A 15,208-nucleotide genomic window follows, 5' to 3' on the forward strand; every position below is an offset into this window, starting at 1 on the left:
GACGCAGCCGGCTTACAGCGTGTGCTGGCCGGCCGCCTCGGGCTGGAACGCCACGCGATCGATGCGCAACGAACGCTGAGCACCATTGGGCGCGGAGTATTTGACCGACTTGCCCGCGCGCGCGCCCAGCAGCGCAGCGCCCATCGGCGAGAGCACCGACAGCTTGGCCGACGCCACGTTGGCCTCTTCCGGGTAGACGAGCGTCCACTTTTGCTCGGCGCCGGCGTCGTCCACCACGCACACGACCGAGTTCATGGTCACCACATCGGCGGGAATCTTGTTGCTGGGCACCACGTTGGCGCGGGCAATCAGGTCGTCGACCAGATCCGCCAGCGGCGAGTTGCTGCCCGCGCGGTTGGCGGCGTTTTCCAGGCGGGTGAGGTCCAGCTCGGTCAAGTAGATGGCGGCTGCTTTGGCCATGACGATCTCCTACAAGTCTGTGTTCAACACGAAGCAAAGCCGCTGCCGATAGCCGCACAGGCCAACGCAAAGCAGCGGCAAGGAAACCAGCGGGCACACAGGCCGGCCAGCGGTAACACGCACTAAAACTGCTGGTGAAAGAGAGCGAGCCCGGCGGCAACGTGCCGCAGGGGCACTAGAACGACCGCCGGGCGGCGGCAAGGGCCGCGGTCATCGCCTGAGCGGCGCGCGGCAAGGGGCGCACAGCACGGGAAGGCGAAGCAAGAAAGAGGGCCGCAGCCATGGGCGTCGACGTCATCATGGTCGCTGCCTCAGACAAGCGGCTTGCCGGCCAGCTTGTTGCGCGCATTGGCAACGGCGGCGGCAAACTGCGCGTGGCCATGCCAGCCGGTCGCCCGGCCAAGCTTCTTGCCACGATGGAAGAACATGAACACCGGAATACCGTGCAGGGCAAAGCGCTGGCCCAGCTCCGGGTGAGCATAAACGTTGGCATGCAGCCAACTCAGTCCCAGTTCACGCACGGCGGCCGGTTGCGCGAGCATGGCCTGCTTGGCCATCTCGCAGTTAAAGCAATCGACGCCCCAAAAGAACACGCACACGAGCGCATCGCCCGCGGCCGCAATGGCCGCGTCGAAGGTCTCGGTGTTCACCTCGCGCATGCCGAACGCCGCGAGCGCGGTCTTGTCGACCGGGATCGCGGCGTGGGCGTCGTGCGAAGTGGCTATGTTCTGGATCATGGGGCGCGTCGGCTCACTTGGGAGCCGCCACCGTCACGAGGGCCGGGCGCAGCACGCGGTCGGCCAGCGTGTACCCGCGCTGGAGCACCGCCACCACGGTGTTGGCTTCCTGGTCAGCCGGCACCATCGAGATAGCTTGATGGCGGTGCGGATCAAACTTTTCACCCACCGGGTTCAGCTCGGTCACACGGCCCTTCTCGAACGCGGCGTAGAGCTGCTTGAGCGTGAGTTCAACGCCCTCACGCAGCTTGGTGGCGTCGCCCGACGTGTCCGCCAAGGCGGCTTGCAGGCTGTCCATCACCGGCAGCAAGTATTCGGCAAAGCCTTCGATGGCGAACTTGTGGGCCTTGGCCACATCGTCCTGACCACGGCGGCGGATGTTCTCGCCTTCGGCCGTCGCGCGCGCCCAGTTTTCGTAATTCTGGCGAGCCTTTTCTTCTGCGGCCTCCAGTTGACGACGCAGTTCAGCGACGTCCACGTCGGCCACAGCTTCTGCCACGGCGGCTTCGTCACCGGCGACAGCCTGGGCGTCGGCGCTTGCGCGCTGCGCCTGACTCGAATAGGCATGGGCCGCTTGGCCCGTCGCCGATGCGTTCGGCTGGGTGGCTTGGCTGTCCGATGGCATGTCCGAGTTCGAGGGGGTGTCCGAAGTGTGTTTCATAGCGCTGGATAAAGGGGATCGACGCACGGCATGTGCCCGGAATCGATCCGCTGGATTTTTACAAACGATTTGTCCCCGTTATGGGGCATTTGGCGCGCTTTTCAAGGGCGCCGGATGCGCGACAACTGTGCGCCGTGCATCACGAAATATGGGGTTACAACTTTCATCAGACTGCAACGGCACAGCAATTGCGACGCCCCAATTGGCCGCCTATGATGCAAGAAAAAATCGGGGGGCGCGAGCTTCTTTGAGGGTTCGTATCATGCACAACAAATTGCCCGTTCTGACCGTGCTCCTGCTGTTGACCCTGACCGCAGCCACAACGTTCATTTGCCTGTCTGGCGCTGTCACGCCACGTTATACGGAGTACGGCAGCGGCAAGGCATTCTTCAAGCACTACATCATCAAGCCGGCGCAGATGGAGCAGATGCCGCGCGGTTTGATGAGCGTATCAAGTTAGCACACACTCGCGCGGAATGCGTCATTCGCCGCCGAGTTTGTCGATGCGCCGCCGGTCGCGCTTGGTCGGCCGGCCGGCAATTTGTGTGGCGGGTTCCCGATAGAGCCGGCGCTTGTCGGCGTTCTCTTCGCGTTTTAAGCGACTGGTGTCCGTCTCGGCGTAGAGCGTTTGGGCGACCGAAGCTGGGCCGCGCACTTCCGCCAGCGCCAATACTTCCACTTCCCACTGCTGTTCATGCGCGTGCACCCGCACGCGGTCACCGATCTTGACATCCTTGGCGGGGCGAACCGCCTGATCGTTGATCTGCACGCGACCGCGCTCCACCGCGTCCGTCGCCTGCGAACGCGTCTTGAAGAAGCGCGCCGCCCACAGCCATTTGTCGATACGCACGCGATCGGCCGCGTCCGTGCTCACCTTCATGCGGCCGCTCCCTTGCTCTGCGCACGCGTGCGGCTGGCTTCCAGCACGTGCGGATGCGTAAGCGTGAGCGGCCAGCCCTGCAGATGCGCAAGCGCGATGTCGGCAATGCCGGCGATCCAGGCTTCGCTGTCATTGAGGCACGGGATGTAATGGAATTCCTTGCCGCCGGCGACACGGAAGGTCGACTGCCCTTCCATGGCGATCTCTTCCAGCGTCTCCAGGCAATCGGCCGGGAAGCCCGGGCAGAACACATCGACGCGGTTGGTGCCGACTCGGCCAAGCTCTTCCAGCGTGGGCGCGGTGTATGGTTGCAACCATTCGGCTCGGCCAAAGCGTGACTGGAACGTGACCAGGTACTGACCCGGCTGCAGGCCGAGCGCTTCTCCCAGCAAGCGCCCGGTCTTCAGGCATTCGCAGTGATACGGATCGCCCAATTCCAGCGTCCGTCGCGGCACACCATGAAACGACAGCACCAGCTTGTCGCCGTGCGCGAAATCGGGTGCGCCGTGCTGTGCCCAATACGCCCCCACCTGCTGGTGCAGCGCATTGATGTAGGCAGGGTCATCGTGGAAATGCTTGACCAGCCGCAACTCCGGCTGATTGCGCATTTCGCCCAGCACGCGGAAGACCTCATCGAAGGCCGTCGCGGTGGTGGTGCCGGAATACTGCGGATACATCGGCAACACGAGGATACGCTCGACGCCCTGCTTGCGCAGCGCCTGCATGACGGACGGAATCGAAGGATTGCCATAGCGCATCGCACAGGCAACCACCACATCGTGGCCCTGGGCGTTCAGCAACTGCTGCAGCGCATGCGCCTGGCGCTCGCTGTAGACGAGCAGCGGCGAGCCCGTCATGTTGGCCTCGCGCAGCCATATGCTTTCGTACTTGTGCGCCGACGCCCGCGAGCGTAGCGGCACGATCAGCACGTTGAGGATGAACCACCACACGGCGCGCGGAATTTCCACAACGCGGGGGTCGGACAGGAACTGACGCAGGTAGCGGCCGACCTCGCGTGGCGACGTACCGTCGGGCGTACCGAGGTTGACGAGCAGGATCGCCGTGCGATCGGGCTGGCCGTGCTGGAACAGGGGTTCGGGCAAGAAGGGCATGGGCGCGGGTTCGCGATAGACCGGCCGATTATACGAGCCGATTCATCGCGTGTTCCTTACGCCACCACGGCGCCGTCCTTGACCACACCAACACACGGGTTAAGCCCCATCGCGTACGCCAGATCGGCGGGCCGGTCGATGCGCCACAGAGCGAAATCGGCCGCGCAGCCCGGAGCCAGCACGCCACACGTGCCAGACAGGCCCAGCGCGGCGGCAGCATGACGCGTGGCGCCGGTCAGCGCTTCCAGCGGCGTCATGCGGAACAGCGTGCACGCCATGTTCATCGCCAGCAGCAGCGACGACAACGGCGATGTGCCAGGGTTGCAGTCGGTCGACACGGCCATGGGCACACTGGCGGCACGCAGCGCGGCCATCGGCGGCAGGCGCGTTTCGCGCAGGCAGTAGAACGCGCCGGGCAGCAGCACGGCGACCGTGCCGGCTTGCGCCATGGCGGCAACGCCTGCATCGGTCAGGCATTCGAGATGATCCGCTGAAAGACCGCCGTAGCGAGCCACCAGCGCCGCGCCGCCCTGGTCGGAGAGCTGTTCGGCATGCAGCTTGACCGGCAGGCCGTGGCGCTGGGCAGCGTCGAACATGCGCACTGTCTGTGCGGGCGTAAAACCAATGGTTTCGCAGAAGGCGTCAACCGCATCGACAAGACCTTCTCCGGCAAGCGCGGGCAGCACATCGGCGCACAGATGATCGATGTAGTCATCCGCGCGGCCGGCAAATTCGGGCGGTACGGCATGCGCGCCGAGGAACGTGGTCCGCACGCGCACTGGCAATGCCTGGCCGAAGCGGCGCGCCACCCGCAGCATGCGGCGCTCGGTTTCGAGGTTCAGGCCGTAGCCCGACTTGATTTCGACGGTCGTGACACCTTCGGCGCTCAGGGCATTCAGGCGAGGCAGACTGGCTTCGGCCAGCGCGTCCTCGCTGGCCGCCCGCGTGGCGCGAACGGTCGAGAGGATGCCGCCGCCCGCGCGCGCGATCTCTTCGTATGGCACGCCGTTCAGGCGCGCTTCGAATTCATTGCTGCGGTTGCCGGCGTAGACGAGGTGTGTGTGGCAGTCGATCAGGCCGGGCGTGAGCCACGCGCCGCCGCCATCGTGTTCGCGTGTGGCGCGGGCGTTGACGGGCACATCAGCGCGGTACCCAAGCCACGCAATGCGGCCGTCCTTGACGGCGATGGCGCCGTCGCGGATCTCGCCGTAGCCGTCGGCATCGGCGGCGAGCGTGGCGAGATGGACGTTGGTCCAGAGCCCGTCCCAGTGCGGGTTGGCCGGATCAGCCATGTGCGGCTCCCTGCAGGCCAATGCCGTCTGCCACGCGCGCCACGAGGCGGGCAGCAACACGTGCCGTGTGGTGATCAATGTCGAGCGACGGGTTCAGTTCCGCCACATCCGCCAGCCGCAGCTTGCCCGAGCTGACCACGCGATCGACGATGGGCTCGATCACGTCCATGCCCACGCCGCGTGCGGACGGCGCGCTCACGCCCGGAGCCACCGCGGCCGGCAGCACGTCCAGGCACATCGTCAGATAGACGTGGTCGACCTGACTCAGAAACACCTCGACCACCTTCAGCACGTGCGCGAGCTGCATGACGTCCATCTCATCGTCGTGCATCCAACGCACACCGAGCTGGCGCGCACGCGCGAACAGCGCTTCGGTGTTGGCGTAGGTGCTCACGCCCAGGCAGGCGTAGTGGAACGGCCAGCCGCGCCGTGCGCAGTCTTCGGCGATCTGGCGGAAGGGTGTGCCCGAGCTGCCGCGCTCGCCGGCGCGCAAATCGAAATGCGCGTCCAGATTGAGAATGCCGATACGCGGGGGCTGGTTGGATTTCGCCGCCAGATGCCTCGCCAAGCCGCCAAACGATGCCCACGCGATCTCGTGGCCGCCGCCGAGCGCGATCGGAAATGCGCCGCGGTCGAGCAGATCGTGCAGCACACCGGACAATTCGCTCTGCGCGTCTTCCAGCGCATCGCCTTGGCATGTCACGTCGCCCGCGTCGACGACCACACGGCCCGCACGCGCGGGCAGGTTCGCGAGCATCTTGCGGATGGCCGCGGGGCCCGCCTGTGCACCGGTGCGCCCGTGGTTGCGTGCGACACCCGCATCGCAGGCAAAGCCCGCCAGGGCGACGGTGTTGGCCAGCGGCGTCGATGCATCGATGCGGCGCACCGTCTGGTGCCAACGCAAGCCCAGCGGGCCTTCCTCCGCATCGACGCGGCCTTGCCAGACGTTCGGTTCGGCTTGGGCGAGCATGGTCAGACGAGTGCGAGTTCGCCGACGTGCGCGCGGCACGAATCGCCGAGGGCACCGTCGAGCACGAGGCGGCGGGCGGCTTCGATGTCGGGGGCGAACAGGCGATCTTCACCGTAGTACGCCACGCGCGCACGGATGCAGCCATGTGCCTTCTGCAGCGTGTCGGACGTCGCCAGCGGCTTGTGGAAGTCGATGCCCTGCGCCGCCGCCAGCGCTTCGATGCCGACGATGGTGGCGGTGTTCTCAGCCATGTCCTGCAAACGGCGGCCTGCAAAGGTTGCCATGCTGACGTGGTCTTCCTGGTTGGCGGAAGTCGGCAGGCTGTCGACGCTGGCCGGGTGGGCGAACGTCTTGTTTTCCGACGCCAGCGCGGCGGCCGTGACGTGGGCGATCATGAAGCCCGAGTTCAGGCCCGGCTGCTCGACCAGGAACGGCGGCAAGCCCGACAGCGTGGAGTCGATCAGCAGCGCGATGCGGCGCTCGGACAGCGCACCGATCTCGGCAATCGCCAGCGCGAGCATGTCGGCGGCAAACGCCACCGGCTCGGCATGGAAGTTACCGCCCGAGATCACTTCACCGGCGTCGGCGTAGACCAGCGGGTTGTCGGTCACTGCGTTGGCTTCGGTGAGCAGCGTGGCGCCGGCCTGGCGGATCAGATCGAAACATGCACCCATGACTTGCGGCTGGCAGCGCAGGCTGTATGGGTCTTGCACGCGCTTGTCGCCCACGAGGTGAGACTGACGGATGGCGCTGCCGGCAAGCAGGTTGCGGTACACGGCCGCGGTGGCGATCTGGCCGGCTTGCCCACGCACAGTGTGCACGCGCGGATCGAACGGCGCGTCGCTGCCCTTGGCGGCATCCACCGACAACGCACCCGACACCGTGGCGGCTTGCAGCAGTCGCTCGGCCAGGAACAGGCCGTTGAGCGCCAACGCGGTCGACACCTGCGTGCCGTTGATGAGTGCCAGGCCTTCCTTGGCGGCCAGCGCGATCGGCTCGATGCCCGCGGCAGCCAGTGCCGCACGTGCCGGGGTGCGTACGCCGTTCACGCGCACGTCGCCTTCGCCCAGCAGGGCCAGCGTCATGTGCGCCAGCGGCGCCAGATCGCCCGACGCGCCCACCGAACCCTTCGACGGAATGCAGGGCACGATGCCGGCGTTCAGCAGTGCCAACAGCGTGTCGATCACAACACGGCGCACGCCCGAATAACCGCGCGCCAGGCTCGCTGCCTTCATCAGCAGCACCAATCGCGCCACGTTGTCGCTCAAGTCTTCACCGGTGCCGACAGCGTGCGACAGGATCAGGTTGCGTTGCAGGCGCTCCAGCTCGTGCGTGGCGATCTGCGTCTTGGCCAGCAGGCCGAAACCGGTGTTGATGCCGTAGGCCGGCGCGCCCTTGGCGACGATGGCCTGCACGGTGGCTGCCGAGGCTTCGATGGCGGCAGCGCAATCGCCCGACAGCGCAACAGGCGTGGGGGCGAGCCAGACGCGGCGCAGGTCGGCAAAGGACATTGCGCCCGGCTGCAACGTGATGATGGGGGGCGTGGTCATGGTGTTCATAGCAATGCGAGAGGATGTCTTTAACTTAGCCGATCATCGGCAGGTTCAAACCGTTGCGCTTGGCGCAGGCAATGGCGGTTTCGTAGCCGGCATCGGCATGGCGCATGACGCCCGAGCCGGAATCGTTGACGAGCACACGACCCAGACGCTTGGCCGCAGCGTCCGTGCCGTCGGCGACGATCACCACGCCCGAGTGCTGCGAATAGCCCATGCCGACACCGCCTCCGTGGTGCAGCGACACCCACGTCGCACCGCCGGCCGTGTTGAGCAGCGCGTTGAGCAGCGGCCAGTCCGACACGGCATCGGTGCCGTCGCGCATGGCTTCGGTTTCACGGTTGGGGCTGGCGACGGAGCCGGTGTCGAGGTGATCGCGACCGATCACGATCGGCGCCTTCAGCTCGCCATTCTTGACCATCTCGTTGAAAGCCAGACCGGCCAGGTGACGCTCGCCCAGGCCGAGCCAGCAGATCCGTGCGGGCAACCCTTGGAAGGCGATGCGATCACGCGCCATGTCGAGCCAGCGATGGACGTGCGTGTTGTGCGGGAAGAGTTCCTTGATCTTGGCGTCGGTCTTGTAGATGTCTTCCGGATCGCCCGACAGCGCCACCCAGCGGAATGGGCCCTTGCCTTCGCAGAACAGCGGTCGGATGTAGGCCGGCACGAAACCCGGGAAGTCGAAGGCGTTCTTCACGCCCTGGTCGAACGCGACCTGGCGGATGTTGTTGCCGTAGTCGACGGTCGGAATGCCCATGGCCTGGAAGTCAAGCATGGCCTGCACGTGTACGGCGCACGACTTGGCGGCCTCGTCGGTCAGGCGGGCGTGCTGCGACGGGTCGCGTTGCGCAGCACGCCATTGCTCGACCGTCCAGCCAATCGGCAGGTAGCCGTTGACCAGATCATGCGCCGAGGTCTGGTCGGTCACCAGATCCGGCTTCAGGCCGCCGGCGCGGGCACGCTTGACCAGCTCCGGCAAGATTTCCGCCGCATTGCCGAGCAGACCGATGGACACGGCCTCGCCGCGCTCGCAATGGTGGCGAATCAGGTTGAATGCGTCGTCGATGTCCTTTGCCTGCTTGTCGAGGTAGCGCGTACGCAGGCGGAAATCGATGCTCGATTGCTGGCACTCGATGTTCAGCGACACGGCGCCGGCCAGCGTGGCGGCCAGCGGCTGCGCGCCGCCCATGCCGCCCAGGCCCGCCGTGAGAATCCAGCGGCCAGCCAGCTTGCCGTCGTAATGTTGACGACCGGCTTCGGCAAACGTCTCATACGTGCCTTGCACAATGCCCTGGCTACCGATGTAGATCCAACTGCCGGCAGTCATCTGGCCATACATGAACAGGCCCTTGCGATCCAGCTCGTTGAAGTGCTCCCAGTTCGCCCACTTGGGCACCAGGTTGGAGTTGGCGATCAAGACGCGCGGTGCATCCGGGTGGGTCTTGAACACGCCCACCGGCTTGCCCGATTGCACGAGCAGCGATTCGTCGTCGTTCAGCTCGCGCAGCGTTTCCAGGATCTTGTCAAAGCAGGCCCAGTCGCGCGCAGCGCGGCCAATACCGCCGTAGACGACGAGGTGCTTGGGGTTCTCGGCCACATCCGGGTCGAGGTTGTTCTGCAGCATGCGATAGGCCGCCTCGGTCAGCCAGCTCTTGCAGTGCAGCTCGGTGCCACGCGGGGCACGGATTTCGCGCGAGGCGTCGTAGCGCGGATCGTTGGTCAGGTGGGCAGCGTGGGTCGGGGCGTTCATGTGAGGTCTCCTGCGAACTCCTTTGTCATGGAGCGCATCTTATGTTGTATATACAACTTAGGCAAGAAAACTTTACAAGCTAAGAGCAAACCCTGATGATGACCGCCATCCGCACATCACTTCCGCGGCCCTACCCGCACCGCAAGCCACGCCCATGTCACACGACCCGTCCGCCAGCACGCCCGCCTTCCAGCGCATCAAGGAAGACATCCTCATGCGCATCCGCAGCGGCGAGTGGCAGGAAGGGGAAATGATTCCCGGGGAGACCACGCTCGCGCAGACCTTTGGCGTGTCGCGCATGACGGTCAACCGCGCGCTGCGTGAGTTGACCGCCGAGCAGATCCTCACGCGCGTGCAAGGGTTGGGAACGTTCGTCGCGCAGCAGAAATACCAGGCGACGCTGGTGGCGATCCGCAACATCGCCGAGGAAATTGCGGCGCGCGGCCATCGGCACCGCGCCGAACTGCACAAGCTGGAACGCGCCCGCGCCAACGAAGCGATGGCGGCTTCGTTTGGTGTGCCGGCCGGCGGCGTGCTCTTCCATTCGCTGATCGTGCACTTCGAAAACGACTTGCCGATCCAGGTGGAAGACCGTTGGGTGAACGCGGCGTTGGCGCCCGAATACATGGAGCAGGATTTCACGCAGACCACGCCGAACGCCTACCTGATGCGTGCCGCCCCATTGCAGGGCGTGGATTACGGCATTGAGGCGCGCCTGCCGCCGCGCGAGATTGCGGAGATGCTGCACATGGACGTGCGCGAGCCCTGCCTGATGCTGCGGCGGAAAACGCTGTCGCAGGGCCAGGTCGCCTCGGTGGCGACCATGTGGCATCCCGGCGGGCGTTATCAGTTCACGGGCAGTTTCTGAGTCTGCGCTAGCTGCGACCCTTCCAGGGCACCACGCGCGCTTCGATGGCGCGCATGGCCAAGTCGAACACCCATGCAATCGCGCCGATCAGCACGATGCCCATCACCACGAGGTCGGTGCGTAGAAAGCTCGACGCATTGAGCACCATCTGCCCCACGCCCACGGTTGCAGCCACCATTTCCGCCGCCACCAGCGTGGTCCAGCCGAAGCCGATGGCGATACGCAAGCCGGTCAGTATCTCCGGCAGCGCGGCGGGCAAGATCACATGCCGCACCACCTGCGTGAAGCTTGCGCCAAGCGCATACGCGGCGTTGATCTGCTCAAGCGTGGCGCTGCGCACGCCGGCACGCGCGGCCATGGCAATCGGTGCGAAGCAGGCAAGGTAGATAACGACAATCTTGGCGCGCTCGTCAATGCCCAGCCAGATAACCACGAGCGGCAGGTACGCCAGCGGCGGCAGCGGGCGATAGAACTCAATGGGCGGATCGAGCAAGCCGCGCGCGGTGCGGGAGACACCCATCGCGAGGCCGATCGGTATGGCCGTCACGGCAGCCAGTGCAAACGCGCCGAACACGCGTAGCGCACTCCAGCCAAGATGTGCTGCCAGCGGCTGGCCGCCTTGAATATCGCCATGCCAGGCATCGATGAATGCGCGCCCCACGGCCTGCGGCGAGGGCAGGAACAACGGCGGCACCCAATGGAAGGTGGTGGCCGCCCACCAGAGCACGAGCAGCGCAGTCACCGACAACACGCTGAGCCCCGATGCGCTGCCCTCGCCCGGCAGACGATAGCCGCGCAGCCTGCGCACCGGTCTGCTGGAGGGCGGCGCTGCATCGAGGGAGGCGCGCTGCAGCACGGGAGTTTCGAGCGCGCTCATGCGATCAACTCCTCGGGGGCATGGTGGATCAGCGCCAGCACACGCTCGCGCCAGGCAATGAATTCCGGCGACGATTTCACCGCGCGGGCGTCGCCGCCTGCCAGCGCCTGCCGCGAGAACGGCAGATCGAATGTCTGCACGATGCGCCCCGGCGATGGCGACATCACGATCAGGCGCGTTGCGAGGAACAGCGCCTCCTCCACGTCGTGTGTGATGAAGAAAACGGTCGTGCCGGTGCGTTGCCAGACATCGAGCACCAGCGTCTGCATGGTCTCGCGCGTGAACGCGTCGAGCGCGCCCATCGGTTCGTCCATCAGCAGCACGCGGGGCTCCGTCGCCAGCGCTCGGGCAATGCCCACGCGTTGCTGCATGCCGCCTGACAACGCATAGACCGGCGACGTAGCATGCGCTTCAAGTCCGACCCACCGAAGCAACTCAAGCGCACGCGCATGCCGCGTCTTGCGATCGACACCGCGCAGCTTGAGACCAAGCGCCACGTTGTCACGCACGTTCAGCCATGGCATGAGCCCATAGCGCTGGAACACCACGCCGCGATCGGCGCCCGGACCATCGATTTCGCGCCCGTCCAGGAGAATCTGCCCCGACGTGGGCGCCACAAAACCCGCAAGACAGTTCAGCAGCGTAGTCTTGCCGCAGCCGGAAGCGCCCAGGGCCACGACGAACTCGCCGGCGTTGATCGACAAATCCACACCGGCCAGGGCGCGGGTGGTGCGGCCGTGCGCGTCGGTGTAGTCGACGCGCAAGCCACGCACATCGATACGGCTCATCGCGTTGCGGTGGCGACAGCCTTGTTGGAAGTACCAGCCGCGCGCTGGACAAAGCGCGAGTCGATGGTCGCACCGTAATCCGGCAGCACCGCCTGGATCGTGCCCTGCGTCTTCAGGAACTGTGCTGTGGCGAGCAGCGACTGCGCGGCGCCCGATTCCGCCCCGCCACCCAGCCATCGCTTGGAGGCCTGCTCCGCCGCATCCGGGAAGGCATACAGCGCAAGACTTGCCGGCACGTCCGCCGCCGTCGCGCCCGAAGTCTTGGCCACGGCTGCCACCTGCGGCGATGTCGCCGTCCACGCGGCCTTGTTGTTGCGATAGGCGGCATCGGCCTTGGCCAGCACTTCGACAAACTTGGCGATGAACTCGGCATGGTCACGCGCGAACTTGCGATCCGCCACGAAGCCATCGAAGGTCGACTTGCCGGTGGCGGCGGCGATCTTGCCGGAGGTGGTCAGCACGGTGCCGTTCTTCTTCACCTTGGCGAGTACCGGATCCCAGATAAAGGCCGCATCGACATCGCCCCGGTCCCACGCGGCCGCCAACTCCTGCGGCCGCAGGTTGACCACCTTCACGTCGCGCGGCTCGAGCCCGGCTTGTTGCAGCGCGACCAGCGCATGGAAATGCGAGGTCGACACATACGGCACGCCCAAGGTCTTGCCCTTCAGGTCGGCCACCCGCGACACGCCGCTGCCGTTGCGGGCAACCAGCGCTTCCGCATCGTTGATGTTGTCGAGAATCCAGAACAGCGACAGGTCCACGCCCTGCGACACGCCGGCAGCAATCGGGCTGGAGCCCGCTTCGCCGACCTGCACGGAACCCGAGGCGATGGCGCGCACCACGTCGGCACCGCTGGCGAGCTGGCGGTACGTCACCTTATAGCCGGTGGCACGCTCGACCTCGCCCGTGGCTTGGGCGTAGCGCCAGGGCAGCACCATGTCCTGATAAGCGATAACAACCTCGCGGTCGGCCGCGCGTGCAGGAGCAGCCCCAAACAAGGCGAACGAAATGGCCGCAGACATCGCTGCAGCCAGCAAGCGAGAGAGGGAAGAACCAGCCATGAAAGACTCCGGCAGAAAAGAATCGCGCACATGCGCCGGAGTCGATTGTGAGAGACGGCAGCGTAGCCTGTCGTCGAAGAAAATCGGCTGAGCTTATGCGGCTCGCAGACAGAACAACCGGTAGATCAATATTGGCTGAGCGTGCTGGACAGCAGCTTGGCCGTGATATCTACAATTGGGATCACGCGCTCATATGCCATGCGCATCGGCCCGATCACGCCGAGCGTGCCGACGATCTTGCCGTCCACCTCATACGGTGCGGTGATGACCGCCATGTCTTCGTGCGGGACGAGGCTGCTTTCGCCGCCGATGAAGATCTGCACGCCCTCGGCGCGGCTGGATACGTCGAGCAATTGCAGCAGGCCAGTCTTCTGCTCGAACACGGCAAAGAGCCGGCGCAGCTTGTCCATGGACGAAGACAGGTCTTCCACATCCAGCAGCTTGCGCTCGCCCGAGATGACGACCGGCTCCTCGTCCGACACGGCACTGCTGCCCGCCTCCACGGCCGCCTGCATCAGTGCCGTCATGTCGGCCTGCAGCGCAGAGAGTTCACCCCGCAGGCTTTCGCGCACTGCATCGAACGTCTGGCCACCGTAATGCGCGTTGATGTAGTTGGCCGCTTCCACCAGTTGCGACGGGCTGTAAGGCGTATCGGTATGGATAATGCGGTTCTGCACGTCGCCCTCGGGCGTGACGACGATCAGCAGGATGCGCGATTCCGACAGCCGCAGGAATTCGATCTGCCGGAACGCGTGCGTGCGCCGCGGCGTCATCACGATGCCGGCAAACTGCGAGAGGTTGGACAAGGTTTGCGCCGCCGCCGCAATTACCCGCTGCGACGATTCCGCCCCATGCGACGCAAGTTGCGAGCGCACCTGCTCTGCGATCGCGCCCACCATCTGCTGCGCCATGCGATCCTGCGTGCTCAGCACATCCAGCGGGCTGGCCGTCAGCATGGTATCGACAAAGAGGCGGTAGCCGCGCGGCGTCGGCACGCGCCCGGCCGAGGTGTGTGGGCTGGCAATGAAGCCCATCTCTTCCAGGTCAGACATCACATTACGGATGGTGGCCGGCGACAGATCGAGCCCCGAATATTTCGACAAGGTGCGGGAGCCCACGGGCTGCCCCTCGGCGATATACCGTTCGATCAGGGTCTTGAGGAGGATGGTGGCGCGCTTGTCCATGATTCGTCAATTTTACGCAAAATCGGCGCCCGCCTGCGGGTGATGTCGGCGTTTCTCCACGAAACACGCGCTAACGTGGCGACGGTCATATCGATATGGTGTAATGCGCGCATGTCGACCTCCCCGTCCGCCGTGGCCCCGCAAGCTCCCGCCACCTCGCCTGTCTCGCCTTTCAAGACCGTTGCGCTGGTCGGCCGGTATTCGGCCGCCAACATTGCCGGCCCGCTCATGGAGCTGGCGTCGTGCATCGCCGGGCGGGGGCATGACATTGTGTTCGAGCGCGAAACCGCGCTCAACATCGGCGTCCAGGACTACCCCGCCCTGCCGCCCGAAGAGATGGCGCGCCACGCTGATGTGGCCGTCGTGCTGGGCGGCGACGGCACGCTGCTCGGCATCGGGCGTCACCTGGCTGGCGCCAGCGTCCCCGTGATCGGCGTCAACCACGGGCGGCTCGGCTTCATGACCGACATCCCGTTCGACGACGTGCACACCGTGCTGCCCGACATGTTGTCCGGCCGCTACGAGGCCGAGACCCGCACGTTGCTGCAGGCACAGGTCGTGCGGGATGACGAGGTCATCTTCTCCGCCCTCGCCTTCAACGACGTGGTGGTCAACCGCTCGGGCTTCTCGGGCATGGTCGAGCTGGCCGTGTCGGTCGACGGCTTCTTCATGTACAACCAGCGTTCGGACGGCCTGATCGTTTCCACGCCCACGGGCTCGACGGCGTATGCGCTGTCCGCGGGCGGGCCGATCCTGCATCCGGCGCTCTCGGGTCTGGTGCTGGTGCCCATCGCACCGCACTCGCTGTCGAACCGGCCGATCGTCATTCCGCAAGACGCCGAGGTGGTCATCCAGGTCACCAGCGGGCGCGATGCCAGCGTCAACTTCGACATGCAGTCGCTCACGTCCTTGCTGCCCGGCGACCGCATCGTGGTGCGCCGCTCGGAGCGCACGGTGCAGCTGCTGCACCCCATCGGCTACAACTACTACGCCACGCTGCGCAAGAAGCTGCACTGGCACGAGTACCCGACTGAAGACAACCGGCTCTAACACCC

Annotated in this window: 16 protein-coding genes; 3 read left to right on the plus strand and 13 right to left on the minus strand. The window is 65.6% G+C overall.

The window, feature by feature from the left end; translation table 11 throughout:
- Positions 1-12: 12 nt before the first annotated feature.
- The 3 genes from rnk to grpE form a co-directional block, all read right to left on the minus strand.
- Positions 13-420 carry a nucleoside diphosphate kinase regulator gene (gene rnk, locus BEK68_RS11105; protein ID WP_012436345.1) on the minus strand — a complete coding sequence of 136 codons (408 nt, stop codon included), beginning with the start codon at positions 418-420 and terminating at the stop codon, positions 13-15.
- A 311-nt stretch (positions 421-731) separates the two neighbouring features.
- Positions 732-1,157, minus strand: a complete 426-nt coding sequence (locus tag BEK68_RS11110) for a thioredoxin family protein (RefSeq protein WP_004631681.1) — start codon at positions 1,155-1,157, stop codon at positions 732-734.
- A gap of 13 nt (positions 1,158-1,170) precedes the next feature.
- Positions 1,171-1,818 carry a nucleotide exchange factor GrpE gene (gene grpE, locus BEK68_RS11115; protein ID WP_012436346.1) on the minus strand — a complete coding sequence of 216 codons (648 nt, stop codon included), beginning with the start codon at positions 1,816-1,818 and terminating at the stop codon, positions 1,171-1,173.
- 262 nt (positions 1,819-2,080) lie between these two features.
- Here grpE and BEK68_RS26455 point away from each other — a divergent pair, with 262 nt between their 5' ends.
- A complete protein-coding gene (locus tag BEK68_RS26455; RefSeq protein ID WP_004631677.1) occupies positions 2,081-2,278 on the plus strand; it encodes a hypothetical protein in 198 nt (65 codons plus the stop codon).
- Between the two features lie 21 nt (positions 2,279-2,299).
- On the opposite strand, the gene BEK68_RS11125 is transcribed toward BEK68_RS26455, so the two are convergent.
- From BEK68_RS11125 to hutU, 6 genes are read right to left on the minus strand one after another with little or no spacing between them, the layout of a single operon-like run.
- Positions 2,300-2,698 (minus strand): RNA-binding S4 domain-containing protein, encoded by a 399-nt coding sequence (locus BEK68_RS11125; protein ID WP_012436347.1) that lies wholly within the window; start codon positions 2,696-2,698, stop codon positions 2,300-2,302.
- Positions 2,695-3,810, minus strand: a complete 1,116-nt coding sequence (gene hemH / locus BEK68_RS11130; RefSeq protein WP_004631671.1) for a ferrochelatase — start codon at positions 3,808-3,810, stop codon at positions 2,695-2,697. Before hemH ends, BEK68_RS11125 begins: the two co-directional genes overlap by 4 nt.
- Positions 3,811-3,866: 56 nt before the next feature.
- On the minus strand, positions 3,867-5,102 hold the full coding sequence (hutI, locus tag BEK68_RS11135; RefSeq protein WP_012436348.1) for an imidazolonepropionase: 1,236 nt from the start codon (positions 5,100-5,102) through the stop codon (positions 3,867-3,869).
- On the minus strand, positions 5,095-6,072 hold the full coding sequence (gene hutG, locus BEK68_RS11140) for a formimidoylglutamase (protein WP_012436349.1): 978 nt from the start codon (positions 6,070-6,072) through the stop codon (positions 5,095-5,097). Before hutG ends, hutI begins: the two co-directional genes overlap by 8 nt.
- 2 nt (positions 6,073-6,074) lie before the next feature.
- On the minus strand, positions 6,075-7,631 hold the full coding sequence (gene hutH / locus BEK68_RS11145) for a histidine ammonia-lyase (protein WP_012436350.1): 1,557 nt from the start codon (positions 7,629-7,631) through the stop codon (positions 6,075-6,077).
- Positions 7,632-7,656: 25 nt separating this feature from the next.
- Complete coding sequence (gene hutU, locus BEK68_RS11150) at positions 7,657-9,375, minus strand: urocanate hydratase (RefSeq protein WP_012436351.1); 1,719 nt, start codon at positions 9,373-9,375, stop codon at positions 7,657-7,659.
- 154 nt (positions 9,376-9,529) lie between these two features.
- Here hutU and hutC point away from each other — a divergent pair, with 154 nt between their 5' ends.
- Complete coding sequence (hutC, locus tag BEK68_RS11155) at positions 9,530-10,243, plus strand: histidine utilization repressor (protein ID WP_012436352.1); 714 nt, start codon at positions 9,530-9,532, stop codon at positions 10,241-10,243.
- Positions 10,244-10,250: 7 nt separating this feature from the next.
- Here the strand turns inward: hutC and BEK68_RS11160 are convergent, their stop codons facing one another.
- The 4 genes from BEK68_RS11160 to hrcA all read right to left on the minus strand — a co-directional run bounded on the left by BEK68_RS11160 (position 10,251) and on the right by hrcA (position 14,153).
- On the minus strand, positions 10,251-11,120 hold the full coding sequence (locus tag BEK68_RS11160; protein ID WP_012436353.1) for an ABC transporter permease subunit: 870 nt from the start codon (positions 11,118-11,120) through the stop codon (positions 10,251-10,253).
- Positions 11,117-11,908 (minus strand): taurine ABC transporter ATP-binding protein, encoded by a 792-nt coding sequence (locus tag BEK68_RS11165; RefSeq protein ID WP_012436354.1) that lies wholly within the window; start codon positions 11,906-11,908, stop codon positions 11,117-11,119. Before BEK68_RS11165 ends, BEK68_RS11160 begins: the two co-directional genes overlap by 4 nt.
- Positions 11,905-12,969, minus strand: a complete 1,065-nt coding sequence (gene tauA / locus BEK68_RS11170) for a taurine ABC transporter substrate-binding protein (protein WP_012436355.1) — start codon at positions 12,967-12,969, stop codon at positions 11,905-11,907. The genes BEK68_RS11165 and tauA overlap by 4 nt, the downstream gene beginning before the upstream one ends.
- Before the next feature lie 125 nt (positions 12,970-13,094).
- Complete coding sequence (hrcA, locus tag BEK68_RS11175) at positions 13,095-14,153, minus strand: heat-inducible transcriptional repressor HrcA (RefSeq protein WP_004631656.1); 1,059 nt, start codon at positions 14,151-14,153, stop codon at positions 13,095-13,097.
- A 111-nt stretch (positions 14,154-14,264) separates the two neighbouring features.
- On the opposite strand from hrcA, the gene BEK68_RS11180 reads away from it, so the two are divergent.
- Positions 14,265-15,203 (plus strand): NAD kinase, encoded by a 939-nt coding sequence (locus BEK68_RS11180; RefSeq protein ID WP_004631655.1) that lies wholly within the window; start codon positions 14,265-14,267, stop codon positions 15,201-15,203.
- Positions 15,204-15,208: the final 5 nt, after the last annotated feature.

The organism is Ralstonia pickettii (assembly GCF_001699815.1).
Lineage (GTDB): Bacteria > Pseudomonadota > Gammaproteobacteria > Burkholderiales > Burkholderiaceae > Ralstonia > Ralstonia thomasii.

Coding starts and splice junctions, on each gene's coding strand:
- rnk (WP_012436345.1), bottom strand. CDS start 420: ATGGCCAAAGCAGCCGCCATCTACTTGACCGAGCTGGACCTCACCCGC.
- BEK68_RS11110 (WP_004631681.1), bottom strand. CDS start 1,157: ATGATCCAGAACATAGCCACTTCGCACGACGCCCACGCCGCGATCCCG.
- grpE (WP_012436346.1), bottom strand. CDS start 1,818: ATGAAACACACTTCGGACACCCCCTCGAACTCGGACATGCCATCGGAC.
- BEK68_RS26455 (WP_004631677.1), top strand. CDS start 2,081: ATGCACAACAAATTGCCCGTTCTGACCGTGCTCCTGCTGTTGACCCTG.
- BEK68_RS11125 (WP_012436347.1), bottom strand. CDS start 2,698: ATGAAGGTGAGCACGGACGCGGCCGATCGCGTGCGTATCGACAAATGG.
- hemH (WP_004631671.1), bottom strand. CDS start 3,810: ATGCCCTTCTTGCCCGAACCCCTGTTCCAGCACGGCCAGCCCGATCGC.
- hutI (WP_012436348.1), bottom strand. CDS start 5,102: ATGGCTGATCCGGCCAACCCGCACTGGGACGGGCTCTGGACCAACGTC.
- hutG (WP_012436349.1), bottom strand. CDS start 6,072: ATGCTCGCCCAAGCCGAACCGAACGTCTGGCAAGGCCGCGTCGATGCG.
- hutH (WP_012436350.1), bottom strand. CDS start 7,631: ATGAACACCATGACCACGCCCCCCATCATCACGTTGCAGCCGGGCGCA.
- hutU (WP_012436351.1), bottom strand. CDS start 9,375: ATGAACGCCCCGACCCACGCTGCCCACCTGACCAACGATCCGCGCTAC.
- hutC (WP_012436352.1), top strand. CDS start 9,530: ATGTCACACGACCCGTCCGCCAGCACGCCCGCCTTCCAGCGCATCAAG.
- BEK68_RS11160 (WP_012436353.1), bottom strand. CDS start 11,120: ATGAGCGCGCTCGAAACTCCCGTGCTGCAGCGCGCCTCCCTCGATGCA.
- BEK68_RS11165 (WP_012436354.1), bottom strand. CDS start 11,908: ATGAGCCGTATCGATGTGCGTGGCTTGCGCGTCGACTACACCGACGCG.
- tauA (WP_012436355.1), bottom strand. CDS start 12,969: ATGGCTGGTTCTTCCCTCTCTCGCTTGCTGGCTGCAGCGATGTCTGCG.
- hrcA (WP_004631656.1), bottom strand. CDS start 14,153: ATGGACAAGCGCGCCACCATCCTCCTCAAGACCCTGATCGAACGGTAT.
- BEK68_RS11180 (WP_004631655.1), top strand. CDS start 14,265: ATGTCGACCTCCCCGTCCGCCGTGGCCCCGCAAGCTCCCGCCACCTCG.